Source organism: Oceanisphaera pacifica (assembly GCF_017498065.1).
Taxonomy (GTDB): Bacteria; Pseudomonadota; Gammaproteobacteria; order Enterobacterales; family Aeromonadaceae; genus Oceanimonas; species Oceanimonas pacifica.
Map to the genome: position 1 here is coordinate 44,076 of NZ_JAGDFX010000010.1, position 14,917 is coordinate 58,992.

A 14,917-nucleotide genomic window follows, 5' to 3' on the forward strand; every position below is an offset into this window, starting at 1 on the left:
TAATTATTCGATCAGAAAAAATTAAACAACTCATGGTTACTTCAATATGATTGACAACTCTAATATGATTAAAAGTGAATATGATGTCATGGTATTATGCCTATCTCATTTTTCTGGTGGAATGGAGTTGGATGCAATTAAAATGGCCAAAGGGTTAATTAATGAAAACATCCCAACATTATTAGTTTGTAAACAAAATAGTTCTATTTCCTACAATGCAAATCAGTCTAACATTAGCTATCAAGACGTTAGCTTCAAGACAAAGTTCAGTTTTAGCCTCATATCACAACTACGAAAAATAATAATAAAAAACAACATTAAGAATATTATATTCTTCGGAACATCAGAAATAAAATCTATTTATTTCTCATTAATAGGGCTAACAAATGTAAAGCTAATAGTAAGATATGGGACCACGAGATCCAGTAGTAAAAAAAACTTACTACACCGTTGGTTTTATAGTAGAGTAAACTATCACTTATGCATTAGTGAACATCTATTAAAAAATGTAGAAGAAATAATACCTATAAGCCATAGATCTAATTTAGGCGTAATATATACAAGTACTCATTTTATTTCACCTCTACTAAAAAAGCCCCTCAAAAAAGCTATAGCTATACATGTAGGTAGAGTAGCAGATGGAAAAGGACAGCTGGATGCTTTACAAGCTATTAATAATAAAGATATTTCATTGAAGTTAGTAGGTGCGACAGATGACGAGGATTATCTATTAAAGCTGAAAAATGAAATAAAAGATAAAGAGCTAGAAAGTCAAGTCGAATTCATAGGCTATCATTCACAACCTCAATCACTATTTTACGACGTTTCTATATTTCTTTTCCCTAGTCACGGTGAAGGCTTATCTAATGCTCTTGTAGAGGCTTTAGGCAATGGACTAATATGTATTACATACGATAATACAGTCTTCCCAGAATTTAAAAAGTTAGGGTTTCATATACATTTGGTAAGGGACCGGGATATCCATCATCTTCAAGAAACAATTGATATGGTAATAAAAAACCTCAACCAAGAGATTGAGTTATCCCATCGAAATATTTTATTAGCTAGAACTATTTTTTCTCAAGAAAATGAAATAAAACACCTTTTAGATATTATTAGGTAATAGTAGTTTTTCTATGCTTTATTATATTTTTAACATAATACTGGTGCCGCATGAAAATATTTATCGTAGGTCCATCTTGGGTGGGCGACATGGTGATGTCACAAAGCTTGTACATCAGCCTTAAGCAACAGCATCCTAATGCAGAGCTACATGTGATGGCACCAGCTTGGTGCTGTGCTTTGCTAGAGCGGATGCCGCAAGTCGATAAAGCGATTGTAATGCCGCTGGGTCATGGCGACTTTAAGCTGGGCGAGCGATTTCGTCTCGGGCGCTCACTGGCAAGCGAGGGCTATGATTGGGCAATTATTCAGCCTAACTCCTTAAAATCCGCACTGATCCCGCTGTTTGCGGGCATTAAAAAGCGTACCGGCTGGAAAGGTGAATCGCGCTATGGCTTGCTGAATGACTTGCGCAGCAATAAAACGGACTTTCCGTTAATGGTGGAGCGCTATGCAGCACTGGCTTATCCTAAAGCCCTGATGAAAGATCATCACTGTATATCAGAGATACCTTGGCCAGCCTTGCGCATTGATCAAGATGATCAGCAACAAGCCTTAGTTGAGCTAAAGCTCGACCAAACACGGCCAATCGTTAGTTTATGCCCAGGCGCAGAGTTTGGCCCCTCTAAACGCTGGCCCGAGCAACATTATGCAGACGTGGCGAAACACCAGATTGAGCAAGGTAAACAGGTATGGATTTTTGGCTCGGCCAAAGACATTCCGGTAGCAGAAGCGATCCGTGCTTATCTACCTGCACCATTACAAGCACACTGCCATATTTTAGCGGGCAAAACGTCGCTGCACCAAGCCATTGATTTAATGGCGCTGAGTGCCGTGGTGGTTTCTAACGATTCAGGTTTAATGCATATTGCGGCTGCGGTTAACTGCCCTCTAGTGGCTATTTATGGCTCAACTTCGCCTAAGTACACACCACCGTTAGCAGAAAAGGTGGCTATTGTGCATACCGATATTGAATGTCGGCCCTGCTTTAAACGTGAATGTCCACTTGGGCATTTAAAGTGCCTAAAAGAGCTACCAGCAGAAAAAGTACTAACCGCCATCAAGCAATTGATAACCTCAGAACACCTGATCGCGACTTCTCGGTAGCCCATGATGTATCGCCTGCTTTATAATTTGCTTATTCATCTGTTCAGCCCATTATTGCTTGGGCTTTTGTATTGGCCGAAAAAGGGCAAGCCCGGTTTTGGCAAACGCTGGCCCGAACATTTAGGGCTAGTGCCAGCATCTCAGCAAAAGCGTCCCGTTTGGCTACATGCAGTGAGTGTGGGCGAAATGGTGGCCGCCACTCCCTTAATTAAGACGCTAAAAGCCGAGCAGCCAGACTTGCCAATATTAGTCACCACCACCACTCGCACTGGGGCTGACTTAGCAGCAAAATTAGGTAACTTAGTAGAGCACCGCTATGCGCCACTAGATTTTCCGTGGGCGGTAACCTTATTTTTACGCCGTATTCGCCCCCGCGCATTGCTGATTATGGAAACCGAGCTGTGGCCAAACTGGCTATCGGCCTGCGCTAAACGGGCATTACCCGTGATGGTATTGAATGCGCGATTGTCAGCAAGGTCGGCGGCACGCTATCGTAAATTTCATGGTGTTTTTAACCTCTTATCGACGAATATCAGTCATCTTTGTTGCCAACACCAAGATGATGCCGACCGTTTTGCTGAGCTCGGTTTAGCCAAAGATAAACTGAGCATTACCGGCTCTATTAAGTTTGATATTGAGTATGATGATCAAGTCTTTCAGCAAGGGCAGCAACTACGCGAACAGCTCGGCACTAACCGGCCGGTATGGATTGCGGCTTCTACTCACGAAGGTGAAGATGAGCAAATATTAGCAGCTCATCAACAGCTGTTAGCGCAAAAACCTAACGCATTGTTAATTCTGGTACCTCGCCATCCCCAACGCTTTGATCAGGTTGCAGATTTAGTGACACAACAGGGCTTAACGCTTAGTCGTCGTACTCAGTTGATAAGTGTTGATACTCAAGTATACCTTGGCGATACCATGGGCGAATTGCCGATTATGTTGGCCGCCGCCGATATTGCATTTGTGGGAGGCAGTTTAATTGAGCGTGGTGGTCATAACTTATTAGAGCCAGCAGCACTGGGTAAACCGGTATTAACTGGGCCGTCAGTTTTTAATTTTAATGATATTTATCAACGCCTTTCACAAAACGAAGGGCTTATTACCGTGCAAGATAGCCATGCGTTAGCTGGCTCGTTACATCTTCTATTTAAAGACGAAGCATACCGGTTACAAGTGGGGCAACATGCTTTGCATGTTGTGAAAAATAACAAAGGAGCGATTGCTAACACGCTCCTTTGTTTGGTAAAAACGGTAGAGAGGACTGGCTAAGCAACGTCCGTAAGGAGTAAGGCGGACGAGATTAAACCAAAACCGGATATTTCATTGCCCCACTCCCCGCTGAGGGGGCCTGTCTTGTAGTCCCACATTTCAGCTGCGAATTTCCGGTTTAGGTAACGCTTAACTGGGCGCTATGTTTTGACCTTACCCATAAAGTCTCTTTCAGATCTGATCCCTATTTTTTCGTGGGTTTAGCGGGTTTCGTTGCAAAAAGTGGTTTAGATACAGCTTCCAGCTTTTATTTCGCTTTATAACTATTAAGCAAAATACGCCAATCGGACTCTTGCCAGTGAAACTCGCTATTAATGTCTTTTTCTTTACGAAATGAACGTAACAATCGCTCCATATTCTCGCGAGTCCAGGTATTGGGCTGGCGAAAATGGCACTTATCAAAATCAATGAGCCACGCCTTGCCATCATCATCTAGCAAAATATTGTGACTGTTTAAATCGGCATGATATAAACCGGCATCGTGAAATTGACGGATCATCTTACCCACAGTTTGCCATTCTTCTTGATTAAGCGCGCGCTCTTTTAAGATGCCCACCAAATCAGCGGAGTTGTTGATACGTTCTAACATAATGTCGGCACGATAAACGAGATTAGAGCGCACCATACGTGCAGCACAGGGCCTAGGCACGGGCAGGCCTCGGCGATAGAGTTTAGTCAGTACGGTAAATTCGCTCATGGCACGGCTTTTCGATTCGGCAACATGCAAGAAGGTATCTTCCATCACCCGCCCAATCATGCCGCCGCGGTAGTAATGGCGCAGCACTTTATGACTTACGCCATCTTCTACAAACCAAGTAGTATTTCGACCAATGGCTTTGCCTCGAATAGCATCTTGCTCGCGCCAGTAGTCAATTTCAAAGAAATCACGATGAAATGAGTCAAAACACTCTGGGTCATACCAGATGATTTCAGAGCCATGCTCTATGCGTTCCATTACCGTCCCCCACCCGTTCGATAAAACATAGATTTTACATGGCTTGTCAGCCTTTGCATAATGCTGCTCTCAGATCTTGGAGATTTAATATGGCATTGCTTAGTTCGCCCCCTGCTAGCTTGTGTTTATTGCGCTTATCCGCCATTGGCGACTGTTGTCATGCCATTGCGTTGGTACAGGCTATACAGCGCCAATGGCCCGAGACGAAAATTACTTGGATAACCGGTAAAATTGAGGCCAAGTTGCTGGAGTTAGTGCCGAACGTAGAAATTATCGTATTTGATAAATCTGCCGGTATGAGCGCTTACCGTACGCTTTGGCGTCAACTTAAAGGGCGGAAGTTCGATGTCTTGCTGCACATGCAAGCAGCACTCAGGGCCAGCATAGCAAGCCTTGGCATTCGCGCTAAACACAAATTAGGCTTTGATCGTCAACGGGCAAAAGACGGCCAGTGGTTATTTACCAATTATAAAGTGAGTGCTACGGCTGAGCATGTCGCCGACGGCTTTATGGCATTTGGCCAAGCGCTAGGCTTAACCCAAGCCAAGCCAGAATGGTCACTAACAGTGCCAGACGCAGCACGCCAATGGGCCAGCAGTTATACGCACATCCAACCGCTGTTGTTAATCTGTCCTGCTGCCAGTAAAGCCTATAAAAACTGGACTGCCGAGGGCTATGCCGCCTTGGCTGATTATGCAAACAGTAAGGGCATGCAGGTGATGCTGATTGGCAGCCCAGCCGAACAAGAGAAAAAGTTGGCGGCGGATATAGCAGCATTAACGCCTCATATCACAGAAAACTTAGTGGGCAAAACCAGCTTGCCGCAGCTATTGGCGTTAATTGATAAGGCGCGATTAGTGGTTGCTCCCGACACAGGCCCCACCCACATGGCAACTTTAATGGGTACGCCTGTGCTGGGGTTATATGCCCACCACAACCCTGCGCGTACTGGTCCCTATTATTGCCGCGATTATGCCGTAAACGTGTACGATGAAGCTTTGTTAGCCGAAACAGGTAAAACCGCTAAGCAATTACCTTGGCGCACCCGAGTAAAAGATGCCAATGCCATGCAACGCATAACACTTGACCAAGTAACAGTGCAGTTTGACCGTATGATCACCGATTTTAACTTATTGCAGGATCCCAATTCATGAGTACTCGCCCCACCCTAGCCGCAGTATTAATTGTTAAAAATGAAGCAGATAACTTAGCGGATTGCTTAGCAACCCTAGATTGGGTAGATGAAATTGTAGTGCTAGATTCTGGCAGTACCGATGCCACTCAAGCGGTGGCAGAAGCCGCAGGGGCACGTTTTTTTGTTAATAGTGAATGGCCAGGCTTTGGCAAGCAGCGCCAAATTGCCCAAGCACATGTACAGTCAGATTGGATTTTATGGGTGGATGCCGACGAGCGAGTGACGCCTGAGCTGAAAACCAGTATTGAAGCCGTACTTGCCAAGCCAACCACTAATGCGGTGTATTCCATTCCTCGTTTATCTTGGGTATTTGGTCGCTTTATTCGCCATTGTGGTTGGTATCCAGACCGAGTATTACGCTTATACCCTAAAGCGCTCACCGGCTATAACGACGCCTTAGTGCATGAAAAAGTCATTACTAAAAAGGGCATTAAAACGAAAAAACTCAAAGGCGACTTGTTGCATTATACCTATCGCGATTTAGAACATTACTTAGTTAAATCAGCAGGCTATGCCGCTGCCTGGGCTGAGCAGCGCCAGCAAAAAGGAAAGACATCGTCCATAAGTAAAGGTATGTTGCACGCGCTGGGCTGCTTTACGAAGATGTATATCTTAAAGGCAGGGTTCTTAGATGGTAAACAAGGCTTTTTACTGAGCGTATTATCGGCACATTCCACCTTTGTGAAATATGCCGACTTGTGGATTAAGGCCAGTACGCTTGGGCCCAAGGAATAACCGCGCTCGCCACTGCTGTCATGTCTACTTGGCTCATGTTTTCTACTTCGGCGTTAGCCGGTGGGTGAAAGGCTAAGTGGCGGCCTTCGCTGTTAAGTGGTCGCCAGCGCAGTGGCGTGGCCGAACGGCGCAGCGGGAAAAAGCCCACTGTGGGTACATCTAGCGCCGCGGCAATATGCAAAGGTCCGGTACTACCGGCCACAAAGACACTGCCACAGGCTAATAACCGGCAAAAATCGGGCAATGCTAAGTCCTGAGCCATCACGGCGCCCTCGCCTAGCGTATCCACCAGCTGTTGCGCCAATCCCTGTTCACCAGGCCCTGCGGTCAGCACTACTTCAAGCAGGGGCTGGGCTTGGCGCAACTGGCTCGTTAAATCGGCATATTGTTCAATCGATAGATTATTAGCCGAGCCGCCACTGCCCGCATGTATTAATAGCCAAGGTGCCGCCGCTTTTATTCCTAAAAGGCGCGATTGCTGTTGCTTAAACGCCGCTAGCTCAGCATCATCAAAGCTCAAATAAGGGGTGCTCGGCTCGACAGGAGTAAAGTGATTATGTGCTAAAAAAGCCCGCAACAAATCTAGGTTATATTCATATTCTGGTTTAGCGGATTGCGAACGACGCTGCTTCACTTTATGGTTATAAAGCAATTGTGCCAGCTTAGTTGCGGGTGCCCAGCGCTGTTTAATACCCGCCTGCCACATAAGCTTGGCGTTGCGAAAATTAGAAAATAAACAGACAGCTGCGTCGAAAGATCCTGATTTAAGCTTAATTAATAAATCTTGCTGGGCACTAGAGTCCGCTTCTTTACCGGGGTCGATAATCACCTCATCGATAGAGGGGCACAACTCGGCCAAAGGCTGAGTATAGCCGGGCACTAGTGCAGTAATGTGGCACTGGGTAGTGGCTTTAAGCATGGCAAAAGCCGGCCATGCCAGCATAAAGTCACCAATTTTATCGTTTCGCACTACCAAGACTCGTTTTATCACTTCGCTCTCCCACAGGCTATTATGCGGTGCTATTCTATCTTAAAATTTGATTGTCGTTTGTTAATAAGGAAGCAATTATGAGCACTAGGGTTATTTATCCCGGCACTTTCGATCCCATTACCCATGGCCATTTAGATTTAATAACCCGAGCTGCCCAATTATTCGACGAGGTGATAGTCGCTGTGGCCACCAGCTCCAGTAAGCAACCTATGTTTAACTTGGATGAGCGTGAAGCGCTAATTAAGCAAACCACCTGTAATTTAGCTAACGTGCACGTGATGGGGTTTTCTGGCTTGTTAGTCGACTTTGCCAAGCAACAGCAGGCAAATGTGTTAATTCGTGGCTTGCGCACCGTGTCTGACTTTGAGTATGAATTTCAGCTATCAAATATGAATCGCCACTTAATGCCAGATTTAGAAACGGTGTTTTTAACGCCATCCCCTGCATATTCTTTTGTGTCTTCTAGTCTTATTAAAGACGTGGTACGCCACGGTGGCGATATCAGCCAGTTTGTACCTGAGGCGGTCGCGAGTGCGATTACTTTGAAGTTGGTTAAAGACTAAAAAATTTCGCCACGGAATCCACAGAACCCACGGAAAAATAGGGATCAGATCTGAAAGGGACTTTATGGGTAAGGTCAAAACATAGCGCCGAGCTAAAACAGCAAACCCCAAAAACCATTTTTTGCAACGGAACCCGTGAAGGGCAGTGTTGAATGCTTAATTTTGAATGTTGAATTAACAGCTAAAAACTCAACATTAATCTTCTCGCAACGAAACCCGCTAAATCCGCGAAAAAGTAGGGATTGGGGATTGGAAGTTACAAATCCCTGTTCACCAGCCCCTACTCCCTTTTACATTCAAGTACCTTTTAAGTCTCATGGATTGCCGCGTCGTTACACTCCTCGCAATGACCCATTTGTGTTGGCGTTAGCTAGGCGCTGCGTTTAGGCTGGCATAGTGGGCAAAATACGGTGCTGCGCCCACCCATGCGCACTTCTTGCAGCAAACCACCGCAGGCGGAGCAAGGCAGTCCGGCTTTGCCGTAAACTTGCAGCTCTTGTACAAAGTAGCCAGGTTTACCATCGCTGCCGGTAAAGTCTTTTAAGGTAGTACCGCCTTGAGTAATAGCTCGCGCCAATACTGTTTTGATCTCACTAGCCAATGCGGCATAACGGGCGTTATCTATGTCATTCGCCGGCTGTTGCGGGTGAATGCCAGCACTAAATAATGCTTCATTGGCATAAATATTACCCACACCCACCACCACATGGTTATCCATAATAAACTGCTTAACGGCGATTTTACGCTTACGGCTACGCTCATAGAGAGAATCACCACTAAAGGCATCCGTTAATGGCTCGGGTCCGAGCTTGGCGAGTAGCTTATGTTGCTCTGCAGGTTCACGGGTCCAGAGTAGGCAGCCAAAACGACGTGGATCGTTCAAACGCAGCAGCTTGCCATTGCTTAGTTCAATATCTACATGATCGTGTTTGCCGGCCACAGTACCGTGCGGCAACACTTTTAAGTTACCCGACATGCCAAGATGTAAGATAGCCGTGCCCCAGTCGGTTTCTAGCAGCAAGTATTTTGCGCGCCGGCGAATACCGGTAATGGTTAAGCCCACCATGTCTTGGATCTCGCTGGGCACCGGCCAACGCAGGCTGGCATTACGCACCACCACGCGCATTACGGTTTCGCCAACCATAAAGGGACTAATACCTTGGCGACTGACTTCTACTTCGGGTAACTCTGGCATGCCTATTCTCCTATTAATGCCGCGCAGTATACCCTGTCTGTAAGCTGTACGGCATCTCCCTGTGCAATAACTACTTGGCGAGCCACAAACATTAGACTGTGCTAATCAATGAATTCATCATTTATTAAGGATAGCCATAATGACCAAGAAAAAACTCGCATCTCTTGCACTGGGTACCGCCATGCTAGCCGGTGGTGTACAAGCACTCGCGTATTTAATTTTTAAGAGGTAAACCATGAAAAAACTACTGTCTTCTGTACTCATTTCTGCCGCTTTGTTGGGCACCAGTACTTATGCATTGGCTAGCGAAATTGAAATTACTCCTCAAGCAACCTATGCGCTAACACAGCAACAAGGCAACGACATGCTGTTTATTGATGTGCGCGATCCAGTCGAGATTATGTTTATTGGCTTTACCGATCAGGTAGACCAGAACATTCCTTATTTGATGGTCAACAGAAATAACTGGCGTGACGATCAGCAGCGCTTTGAGATGCAACCCAAACTTTGTAAAAGAAGTTGAGCAGGCGCTGGCTGCTAAAGGGCTAGATAAAGATGCCACTATTATCACTATGTGTCGTTCTGGCAGTGAGCGCGGTTTACCCAGTGCCGAGTTCTTACGAGAAAATGGCTTTAAAAATGCTCGTTATGTGGTTAACGGCTTTCAGGGTGGCAGTGTAAAAGAGGGAGAACACAAAGGTTTTCGTGTTAAAAACGGTTGGCAAAACGCTAATCTGCCTTGGCAAAGCAAAGCTAACTCAGACAAAATTTATCGTAACGAAAAATAAAGCTGGAAGCTCGAAGCTCTGGCTTTGTCGTAGGGGCGAATTTATTCGCACAAAAACAGTGGCTCCTGACCTAAAACCGGTCGAATGAATTCGACCCTACAAAATACAAAATAGAATTAGTCTGTTTTGGTTTTTACGTAAAGCGGTCAGCGTATAACGTACAGCTGTCTTTATATGGTTCACTTACCGCTGACCGCTTAAGGCTGACAGCTCCCCAAAGGGGCTAGGCATAAAAAAACCCGGCTTAAGCCGGGTTTTTTTGTAAGAGAGCAAAATCTTATTTGATTTTGCCTTCTTTATACATCACATGCTGACGTGCAACGGGATCAAACTTTTTGATCTCCATTTTTTCAGGCATGTTGCGCTTGTTTTTGGTCGTGGTGTAGAAGTGACCAGTACCAGCGCTTGAGTTCAGGCGGATCTTCTCGCGAATACCTTTAGCCATTGGTTAACTCCTTAAACCTTTTCGCCACGGGCACGAATATCTGCTAACACAGATTCGATACCATTTTTGTCGATAGTACGCATACCTTTAGTGGTAACGCGCAATTTTACAAAACGTTTCTCACCTTCAACCCAAAAACGGTGAGTTTGCAGGTTAGGTAAAAAACGACGCTTGGTAGCGTTTCTGGCGTGAGAGCGGTTGTTACCAACAGCTGGTCGCTTACCAGTTACTTGGCATACTTTAGACATGTCAGTCTTCTCCAATACTTACTTTTGCTCGAGCAATTAATTACCCCGTTGGCCGTCTATCGGGGCAAAATAAGGCGGCAATTTATACAGCATACCGAGCTAAAGATCAATAAAAATACCAAAATCGCGGCCATTTAAAGCCAGCCACGCTCGGCAAAAGAAACGGTTTCACCATCACCCACCACTAAATGATCTAGCACGCGTATATCTAACAACCCTAGAGCTGATTGAATGCGTTCGGTAATCATGCGGTCGGCCCGACTGGGCTCGGCGACGCCGGATGGATGATTATGCACCAAAATGACCGCCGCAGCACCCCGTTTCAGTACTAAAGAGACAATTTCGCGCGGATATACTGCTGCCGCGTCTACTGTACCAAAAAATAACTCACAATATTCAATAACTCTGTGCTGATTGTCTAGTAGCAATAGCGCAAATACCTCTCGGGGTTGATCACGTAACCGCGACTGCAAAAACGCTCGTGTGAGCTCGGGGCTGGTTAGTGCATTTTCACGAATAAGCTTTTCATCTAAAAAGCGACGCATTAACTCTTGGCTTGCCTGAAGCTGCACATATTTTGCTAGCCCAAGCCCCGGTCCTTGGCAAAAGCTTTGTTGATCCGCCATTAATAATTGGCGCAAAGAACCAAATTGATTAAGCAGAGTTCGTGCTAAGGTTACGGCATCCATACCTTTAGACCCAGTACGCAAAAAAATCGCCAGCAACTCAGCGTCCGATAAACTATGAGAGCCACGTTTCAGTAGTTTTTCTCGGGGCCGCTCACCCAAAGGCCAATCTTTAATACTCATCACCACCTCCGTGTGGTTATTTACTGCTAGAAATTAACAACGTCTTTGCCACTGAATACACAGACTCACACGGAAAGTTAAAATGCTGTACTAATAAAAATGTGTATTCATTTTATTGTTCGCCCCTTATCAGAGTCTGCTCTGTACTCAGAGGTAAAACAGCGATTAGGTTTTGGGGTGTCTGTCGCTTATCGCAAACCAAGCCCCGTTACGTTTAAGCCTAGTCGAAAGCTGGCTAATCACCGCAAAATTCATTTTTTTATGATAATCTTGGCAGCTTGTTAGCGGTTGGAACACAGTGATGTCTTTAATAAACAAACGCATTTTAATCGGTATTAGTGGCGGCATTGCGGCCTATAAAATAGCCGAGCTAATACGCCGCCTTAAAGAACGCCACGCCGAAGTGCGCGTGGTGATGACGGAGTCTGCCAAGGCTTTTATTACTCCACTGACCTTGCAGGCGGTATCTGGTGAGCCGGTCTCCGACACCTTGCTTGACCCTGCTGCCGAAGCCGGCATGGGCCATATTGAACTGGCTAAATGGGCCGATCTCATCTTAATTGCCCCCGCCAGTGCCAATACGATCGCTAAACTCAGTGCGGGTCTTGCCGATGACTTACTCACAACCTTGTGTTTGGCCACGCCAGCGCCTCTTGCCGTAGCGCCTGCCATGAACCAGCAGATGTATCGTCATTTAGCTACGCAACATAACCTTGCTACACTATTGCAGCGTGATACTTTGGTGTGGGGCCCAGCATTAGGTGCCCAAGCCTGTGGTGATGTTGGACCAGGCCGCATGCTAGAGCCCATGGAGCTGCTCGCCTTAGTCGAGCAACATTTTACCGCACCTTCACAATTACTAGCCGGCGTTAAGCTGATGCTAACAGCAGGCCCGACCCGAGAAGCACTCGATCCGGTGCGCTTTATTTCTAATCACAGTTCAGGAAAAATGGGTTACGCCTTAGCCGCTGCCGCCCAACAGATGGGCGCAGAAGTAACATTAGTCAGTGGCCCAGTGGCGTTAGCTACCCCTAATGGGGTCACGCGTATTAATGTAGAAAGCGCGACCCAAATGCATGCCGCAGTCATGCAAGATATTAAACATCAACAAATTTTTATCGCTTGCGCTGCTGTGGCAGATTACAGCCCTAAGCAGATAGCTGAGCATAAGATTAAAAAGACATCACAAGACGCTCTGGTCATAGAGCTGACCAAAAACCCTGATATTGTGGCGGACGTGGCGGCTGGCACTAATAAGCCCTTTACCGTGGGCTTTGCCGCTGAAACGCAAGGTGTTGCGCACTATGCTCAAGATAAACTCAAGCGTAAGAAGCTTGATATGATTGCGGCCAATAATGTTGCGGCACAAAATCAAGGTTTTAATAGTGACCATAATGCGCTTAGTGTATTTTGGCCAAATGGACACACTGAGCTGCCGCTAGCAGAAAAAACGACCCTTGCCACCCATCTTCTTACTTTAATTGCAGAGCAATACCATGACACCAATAGAGCTTAAAATTCTTGATCCTCGCGTGGGCAAAGACTTTCCTGTGCCCGCCTATGCCACGCCTGGCTCAGCAGGATTAGACTTACGCGTTTGCCTTGAAGCGCCCTTAACTTTGGCCCCTGGCGACACCCAGCTATTACCGACCGGAATCGCAATTCATATTAGTGATCCTAGCCTGTGCGCCACCATTTTACCGCGCTCTGGCCTTGGTCATAAACACGGCATAGTATTAGGAAACTTAGTAGGCTTAATTGACTCTGATTACCAAGGTCAGTTAATGGTATCCTGCTGGAATAGAGGCTCAACGTCGTTCACTATTGAACCCGGAGAGCGTATTGCACAATTGGTGATTTTACCTGTCGTGCAAGCTCAATTTACGCTTGTTAATGAGTTTAACCAAAGCGAACGAGGAGAAGGCGGTTTTGGCTCTTCTGGTCGCCAATAATCGAGTGATGCGCATTTATGGCTAACACCCAAGTTAAAAAAAATAGACGCGAACAGATCCTACAAGCACTGGCGCACATGCTAGAAACTAGCTCTGGCCGGCGCATTACCACGGCTAAACTTGCAGCCGAGGTAGGCGTATCTGAAGCGGCGCTATATCGGCATTTTCCTAGTAAGGCACGGATGTTTGAGGGATTAATCGACTTTATAGAAGAAACGCTCTTTTCACGCATTAACCTGATCTTACAAGATGAAAAAGACTGCGCCTTACGATTACGCTACATAATGCAGCTAATTTTAGGCTTTTGTGAGCGTAACCCTGGTATCACTCGATTATTAAACGGTGATGGTTTACAAGGCGAGCACGAACGCTTATTAGCGCGCATGAATCAGTTATTTGAACGCTTAGATGTACAACTAAAACAAGTAATACGTGAGCGCCGTTTATATGAAGGTGAAGGCTTTGCTACTAATGAGAAAGTGTTAGCTAACCTGCTACTTGCCCATATTGAAGGCCGTATTAACCAATATGTGCGCAGCCAGTTTCGCATTAAGCCCACCTTACACTTTGATCAGCAGTGGCAGCTACTACTACCACAAGTAAGCACAGTGGCTTAACTAACAACAATAAACCCTCACTAATATAAAAAGGTAACCCAATGGAACCAGCTGAGGCAGCCAGCCAAATTCAAGATTGGCTAAGCAATAACCAAGAGTTAATTATTCACTACGCAGTAAATATTGCAGCAGCGCTACTAACGCTCGTTATCGGCTTTGTAGTAGTGGGCATGCTAACGGGTGGCGTCAACTCACTACTAAAAAAGCGTAAAGTGGACAGTACCATTGCTGACTTTACGACGAGTCTCCTCAAGTATGGCTTATTGGCATTTGTGATTATTGCCGCACTCAGCCGAGTAGGCGTTCAAACTGCGTCATTTGTAGCCATTGTGGGTGCCGCCGGTTTAGCGGTAGGTTTAGCACTACAGGGCTCTTTATCTAACTTTGCCGCCGGTGTGTTACTCATCAGTTTTCGCTTTTTTAAAGCAGGCGATTATATAGAAGGTGGCGGCACTGCAGGCACAGTACAGTCGGTGCAAGTTTTTACCACCATACTCATGACCCCCGACAACCGTATGATAGTGGTGCCTAACTCCAAAATCTTAAACGATAATATTATTAACTACTCAAAAGAAAAAACACGCCGCCTAGACTTAGTGATTAGTGTGTCTTACCACGCCGACTTACGGCAGGTTAAAGCGTTATTAAATCGTGTTGTATTAGCCGACGATCGCGTATTGAAGGACCCTGAATGCAATATTGCTGTAAGTAACTTAGGTAATACTGCGGTTGAGTTTATTGTGCGTCCTTGGGTTAACGCCAGTGATTACTGGGCATTAAAGTTTGATTTGCTAGAGCAAATTAAAGCTGAAATGGATGCGCAGAATATTCGCATGCCCTACCCCAACATGGATGTACACCTCATTAAAGACGAGGTGGTATAATCAATATCGTTTAATATAAGCGTAAATAAAAGGGCCTAT

The 14,917-nt window shown here is 45.7% G+C and carries 18 protein-coding genes; 12 read left to right on the forward strand and 6 right to left on the reverse strand.

Annotation, left to right across the window (positions count from 1 at the left end):
- The first annotated feature begins 46 nt into the window (after positions 1-46).
- Genes J3U76_RS09605 through waaA form a run of 3 tightly spaced genes read left to right on the forward strand, consistent with a single transcriptional unit; the run spans position 47 to position 3,501 of the window.
- Complete coding sequence (locus tag J3U76_RS09605) at positions 47-1,123, forward strand: glycosyltransferase family 4 protein (RefSeq protein ID WP_208005758.1); 1,077 nt, start codon at positions 47-49, stop codon at positions 1,121-1,123.
- 50 nt (positions 1,124-1,173) lie between these two features.
- Positions 1,174-2,229 (forward strand): lipopolysaccharide heptosyltransferase II, encoded by a 1,056-nt coding sequence (gene waaF, locus J3U76_RS09610; RefSeq protein WP_208005759.1) that lies wholly within the window; start codon positions 1,174-1,176, stop codon positions 2,227-2,229.
- A 3-nt stretch (positions 2,230-2,232) separates the two neighbouring features.
- Positions 2,233-3,501, forward strand: coding sequence for a lipid IV(A) 3-deoxy-D-manno-octulosonic acid transferase (gene waaA / locus J3U76_RS09615; protein WP_208005760.1), 1,269 nt, complete (start codon positions 2,233-2,235; stop codon positions 3,499-3,501).
- A 247-nt stretch (positions 3,502-3,748) separates the two neighbouring features.
- Here waaA and J3U76_RS09620 read toward each other — a convergent pair whose 3' ends face one another.
- Entirely contained in the window at positions 3,749-4,456 is a 708-nt protein-coding gene (locus tag J3U76_RS09620) for a 3-deoxy-D-manno-octulosonic acid kinase (protein WP_208005761.1), read from the reverse strand.
- Between the two features lie 89 nt (positions 4,457-4,545).
- Here J3U76_RS09620 and J3U76_RS09625 point away from each other — a divergent pair, with 89 nt between their 5' ends.
- Positions 4,546-5,610, forward strand: coding sequence for a glycosyltransferase family 9 protein (locus J3U76_RS09625; RefSeq protein WP_208005762.1), 1,065 nt, complete (start codon positions 4,546-4,548; stop codon positions 5,608-5,610).
- Positions 5,607-6,386 (forward strand): glycosyltransferase family 2 protein, encoded by a 780-nt coding sequence (locus J3U76_RS09630; protein WP_208005763.1) that lies wholly within the window; start codon positions 5,607-5,609, stop codon positions 6,384-6,386. The genes J3U76_RS09625 and J3U76_RS09630 overlap by 4 nt, the downstream gene beginning before the upstream one ends.
- Here J3U76_RS09630 and J3U76_RS09635 read toward each other — a convergent pair.
- Positions 6,355-7,374: a glycosyltransferase family 9 protein gene (locus J3U76_RS09635; RefSeq protein WP_208005835.1), complete on the reverse strand. Its 1,020-nt coding sequence runs from the start codon at positions 7,372-7,374 to the stop codon at positions 6,355-6,357. The genes J3U76_RS09630 and J3U76_RS09635 overlap by 32 nt on opposite strands.
- Before the next feature lie 80 nt (positions 7,375-7,454).
- Between J3U76_RS09635 and coaD the strand changes: the two genes are divergently transcribed.
- Positions 7,455-7,940, forward strand: a complete 486-nt coding sequence (gene coaD, locus J3U76_RS09640; RefSeq protein WP_208005764.1) for a pantetheine-phosphate adenylyltransferase — start codon at positions 7,455-7,457, stop codon at positions 7,938-7,940.
- Positions 7,941-8,310: 370 nt separating this feature from the next.
- Here the strand turns inward: coaD and mutM are convergent, their stop codons facing one another.
- Entirely contained in the window at positions 8,311-9,135 is an 825-nt protein-coding gene (gene mutM, locus J3U76_RS09645) for a bifunctional DNA-formamidopyrimidine glycosylase/DNA-(apurinic or apyrimidinic site) lyase (RefSeq protein ID WP_208005765.1), read from the reverse strand.
- 235 nt (positions 9,136-9,370) lie between these two features.
- Between mutM and J3U76_RS14495 the strand changes: the two genes are divergently transcribed.
- Both J3U76_RS14495 and J3U76_RS14500 read left to right on the forward strand, forming a co-directional pair.
- Complete coding sequence (locus J3U76_RS14495) at positions 9,371-9,658, forward strand: hypothetical protein (RefSeq protein ID WP_243454184.1); 288 nt, start codon at positions 9,371-9,373, stop codon at positions 9,656-9,658.
- Entirely contained in the window at positions 9,624-9,923 is a 300-nt protein-coding gene (locus J3U76_RS14500) for a rhodanese-like domain-containing protein (protein ID WP_243454185.1), read from the forward strand. The genes J3U76_RS14495 and J3U76_RS14500 overlap by 35 nt, the downstream gene beginning before the upstream one ends.
- A 277-nt stretch (positions 9,924-10,200) precedes the next feature.
- Here the strand turns inward: J3U76_RS14500 and rpmG are convergent, their stop codons facing one another.
- From rpmG to radC, 3 genes are all read right to left on the reverse strand, one after another.
- Complete coding sequence (gene rpmG, locus J3U76_RS09655; RefSeq protein ID WP_208005766.1) at positions 10,201-10,368, reverse strand: 50S ribosomal protein L33; 168 nt, start codon at positions 10,366-10,368, stop codon at positions 10,201-10,203.
- 11 nt (positions 10,369-10,379) lie between these two features.
- Positions 10,380-10,616, reverse strand: coding sequence for a 50S ribosomal protein L28 (gene rpmB / locus J3U76_RS09660; RefSeq protein ID WP_208005767.1), 237 nt, complete (start codon positions 10,614-10,616; stop codon positions 10,380-10,382).
- Between the two features lie 134 nt (positions 10,617-10,750).
- Complete coding sequence (gene radC, locus J3U76_RS09665; protein ID WP_208005768.1) at positions 10,751-11,425, reverse strand: RadC family protein; 675 nt, start codon at positions 11,423-11,425, stop codon at positions 10,751-10,753.
- A 301-nt stretch (positions 11,426-11,726) separates the two neighbouring features.
- Here radC and coaBC point away from each other — a divergent pair, with 301 nt between their 5' ends.
- Genes coaBC through mscS form a run of 4 tightly spaced genes read left to right on the forward strand, consistent with a single transcriptional unit; the run spans position 11,727 to position 14,878 of the window.
- On the forward strand, positions 11,727-12,941 hold the full coding sequence (coaBC, locus tag J3U76_RS09670) for a bifunctional phosphopantothenoylcysteine decarboxylase/phosphopantothenate--cysteine ligase CoaBC (protein WP_208005769.1): 1,215 nt from the start codon (positions 11,727-11,729) through the stop codon (positions 12,939-12,941).
- Positions 12,922-13,377 (forward strand): dUTP diphosphatase, encoded by a 456-nt coding sequence (dut, locus tag J3U76_RS09675; protein WP_208005770.1) that lies wholly within the window; start codon positions 12,922-12,924, stop codon positions 13,375-13,377. The genes coaBC and dut overlap by 20 nt, the downstream gene beginning before the upstream one ends.
- Positions 13,378-13,394: 17 nt before the next feature.
- Entirely contained in the window at positions 13,395-13,994 is a 600-nt protein-coding gene (gene slmA, locus J3U76_RS09680) for a nucleoid occlusion factor SlmA (protein ID WP_208005771.1), read from the forward strand.
- A 41-nt stretch (positions 13,995-14,035) separates the two neighbouring features.
- Positions 14,036-14,878 (forward strand): small-conductance mechanosensitive channel MscS, encoded by an 843-nt coding sequence (mscS, locus tag J3U76_RS09685; protein ID WP_208005772.1) that lies wholly within the window; start codon positions 14,036-14,038, stop codon positions 14,876-14,878.
- The last annotated feature ends 39 nt before the right edge of the window (positions 14,879-14,917 follow it).

What these genes read in the sequence shown, in the direction of transcription:
- J3U76_RS09605 (WP_208005758.1), top strand. Translation starts at nt 47, where the DNA reads ATGATTGACAACTCTAATATGATTAAAAGTGAATATGATGTCATGGTA.
- waaF (WP_208005759.1), top strand. Translation starts at nt 1,174, where the DNA reads ATGAAAATATTTATCGTAGGTCCATCTTGGGTGGGCGACATGGTGATG.
- waaA (WP_208005760.1), top strand. Translation starts at nt 2,233, where the DNA reads ATGATGTATCGCCTGCTTTATAATTTGCTTATTCATCTGTTCAGCCCA.
- J3U76_RS09620 (WP_208005761.1), bottom strand. Translation starts at nt 4,456, where the DNA reads ATGGAACGCATAGAGCATGGCTCTGAAATCATCTGGTATGACCCAGAG.
- J3U76_RS09625 (WP_208005762.1), top strand. Translation starts at nt 4,546, where the DNA reads ATGGCATTGCTTAGTTCGCCCCCTGCTAGCTTGTGTTTATTGCGCTTA.
- J3U76_RS09630 (WP_208005763.1), top strand. Translation starts at nt 5,607, where the DNA reads ATGAGTACTCGCCCCACCCTAGCCGCAGTATTAATTGTTAAAAATGAA.
- coaD (WP_208005764.1), top strand. Translation starts at nt 7,455, where the DNA reads ATGAGCACTAGGGTTATTTATCCCGGCACTTTCGATCCCATTACCCAT.
- mutM (WP_208005765.1), bottom strand. Translation starts at nt 9,135, where the DNA reads ATGCCAGAGTTACCCGAAGTAGAAGTCAGTCGCCAAGGTATTAGTCCC.
- J3U76_RS14495 (WP_243454184.1), top strand. Translation starts at nt 9,371, where the DNA reads ATGAAAAAACTACTGTCTTCTGTACTCATTTCTGCCGCTTTGTTGGGC.
- rpmG (WP_208005766.1), bottom strand. Translation starts at nt 10,368, where the DNA reads ATGGCTAAAGGTATTCGCGAGAAGATCCGCCTGAACTCAAGCGCTGGT.
- rpmB (WP_208005767.1), bottom strand. Translation starts at nt 10,616, where the DNA reads ATGTCTAAAGTATGCCAAGTAACTGGTAAGCGACCAGCTGTTGGTAAC.
- radC (WP_208005768.1), bottom strand. Translation starts at nt 11,425, where the DNA reads ATGAGTATTAAAGATTGGCCTTTGGGTGAGCGGCCCCGAGAAAAACTA.
- coaBC (WP_208005769.1), top strand. Translation starts at nt 11,727, where the DNA reads ATGTCTTTAATAAACAAACGCATTTTAATCGGTATTAGTGGCGGCATT.
- dut (WP_208005770.1), top strand. Translation starts at nt 12,922, where the DNA reads ATGACACCAATAGAGCTTAAAATTCTTGATCCTCGCGTGGGCAAAGAC.
- slmA (WP_208005771.1), top strand. Translation starts at nt 13,395, where the DNA reads ATGGCTAACACCCAAGTTAAAAAAAATAGACGCGAACAGATCCTACAA.
- mscS (WP_208005772.1), top strand. Translation starts at nt 14,036, where the DNA reads ATGGAACCAGCTGAGGCAGCCAGCCAAATTCAAGATTGGCTAAGCAAT.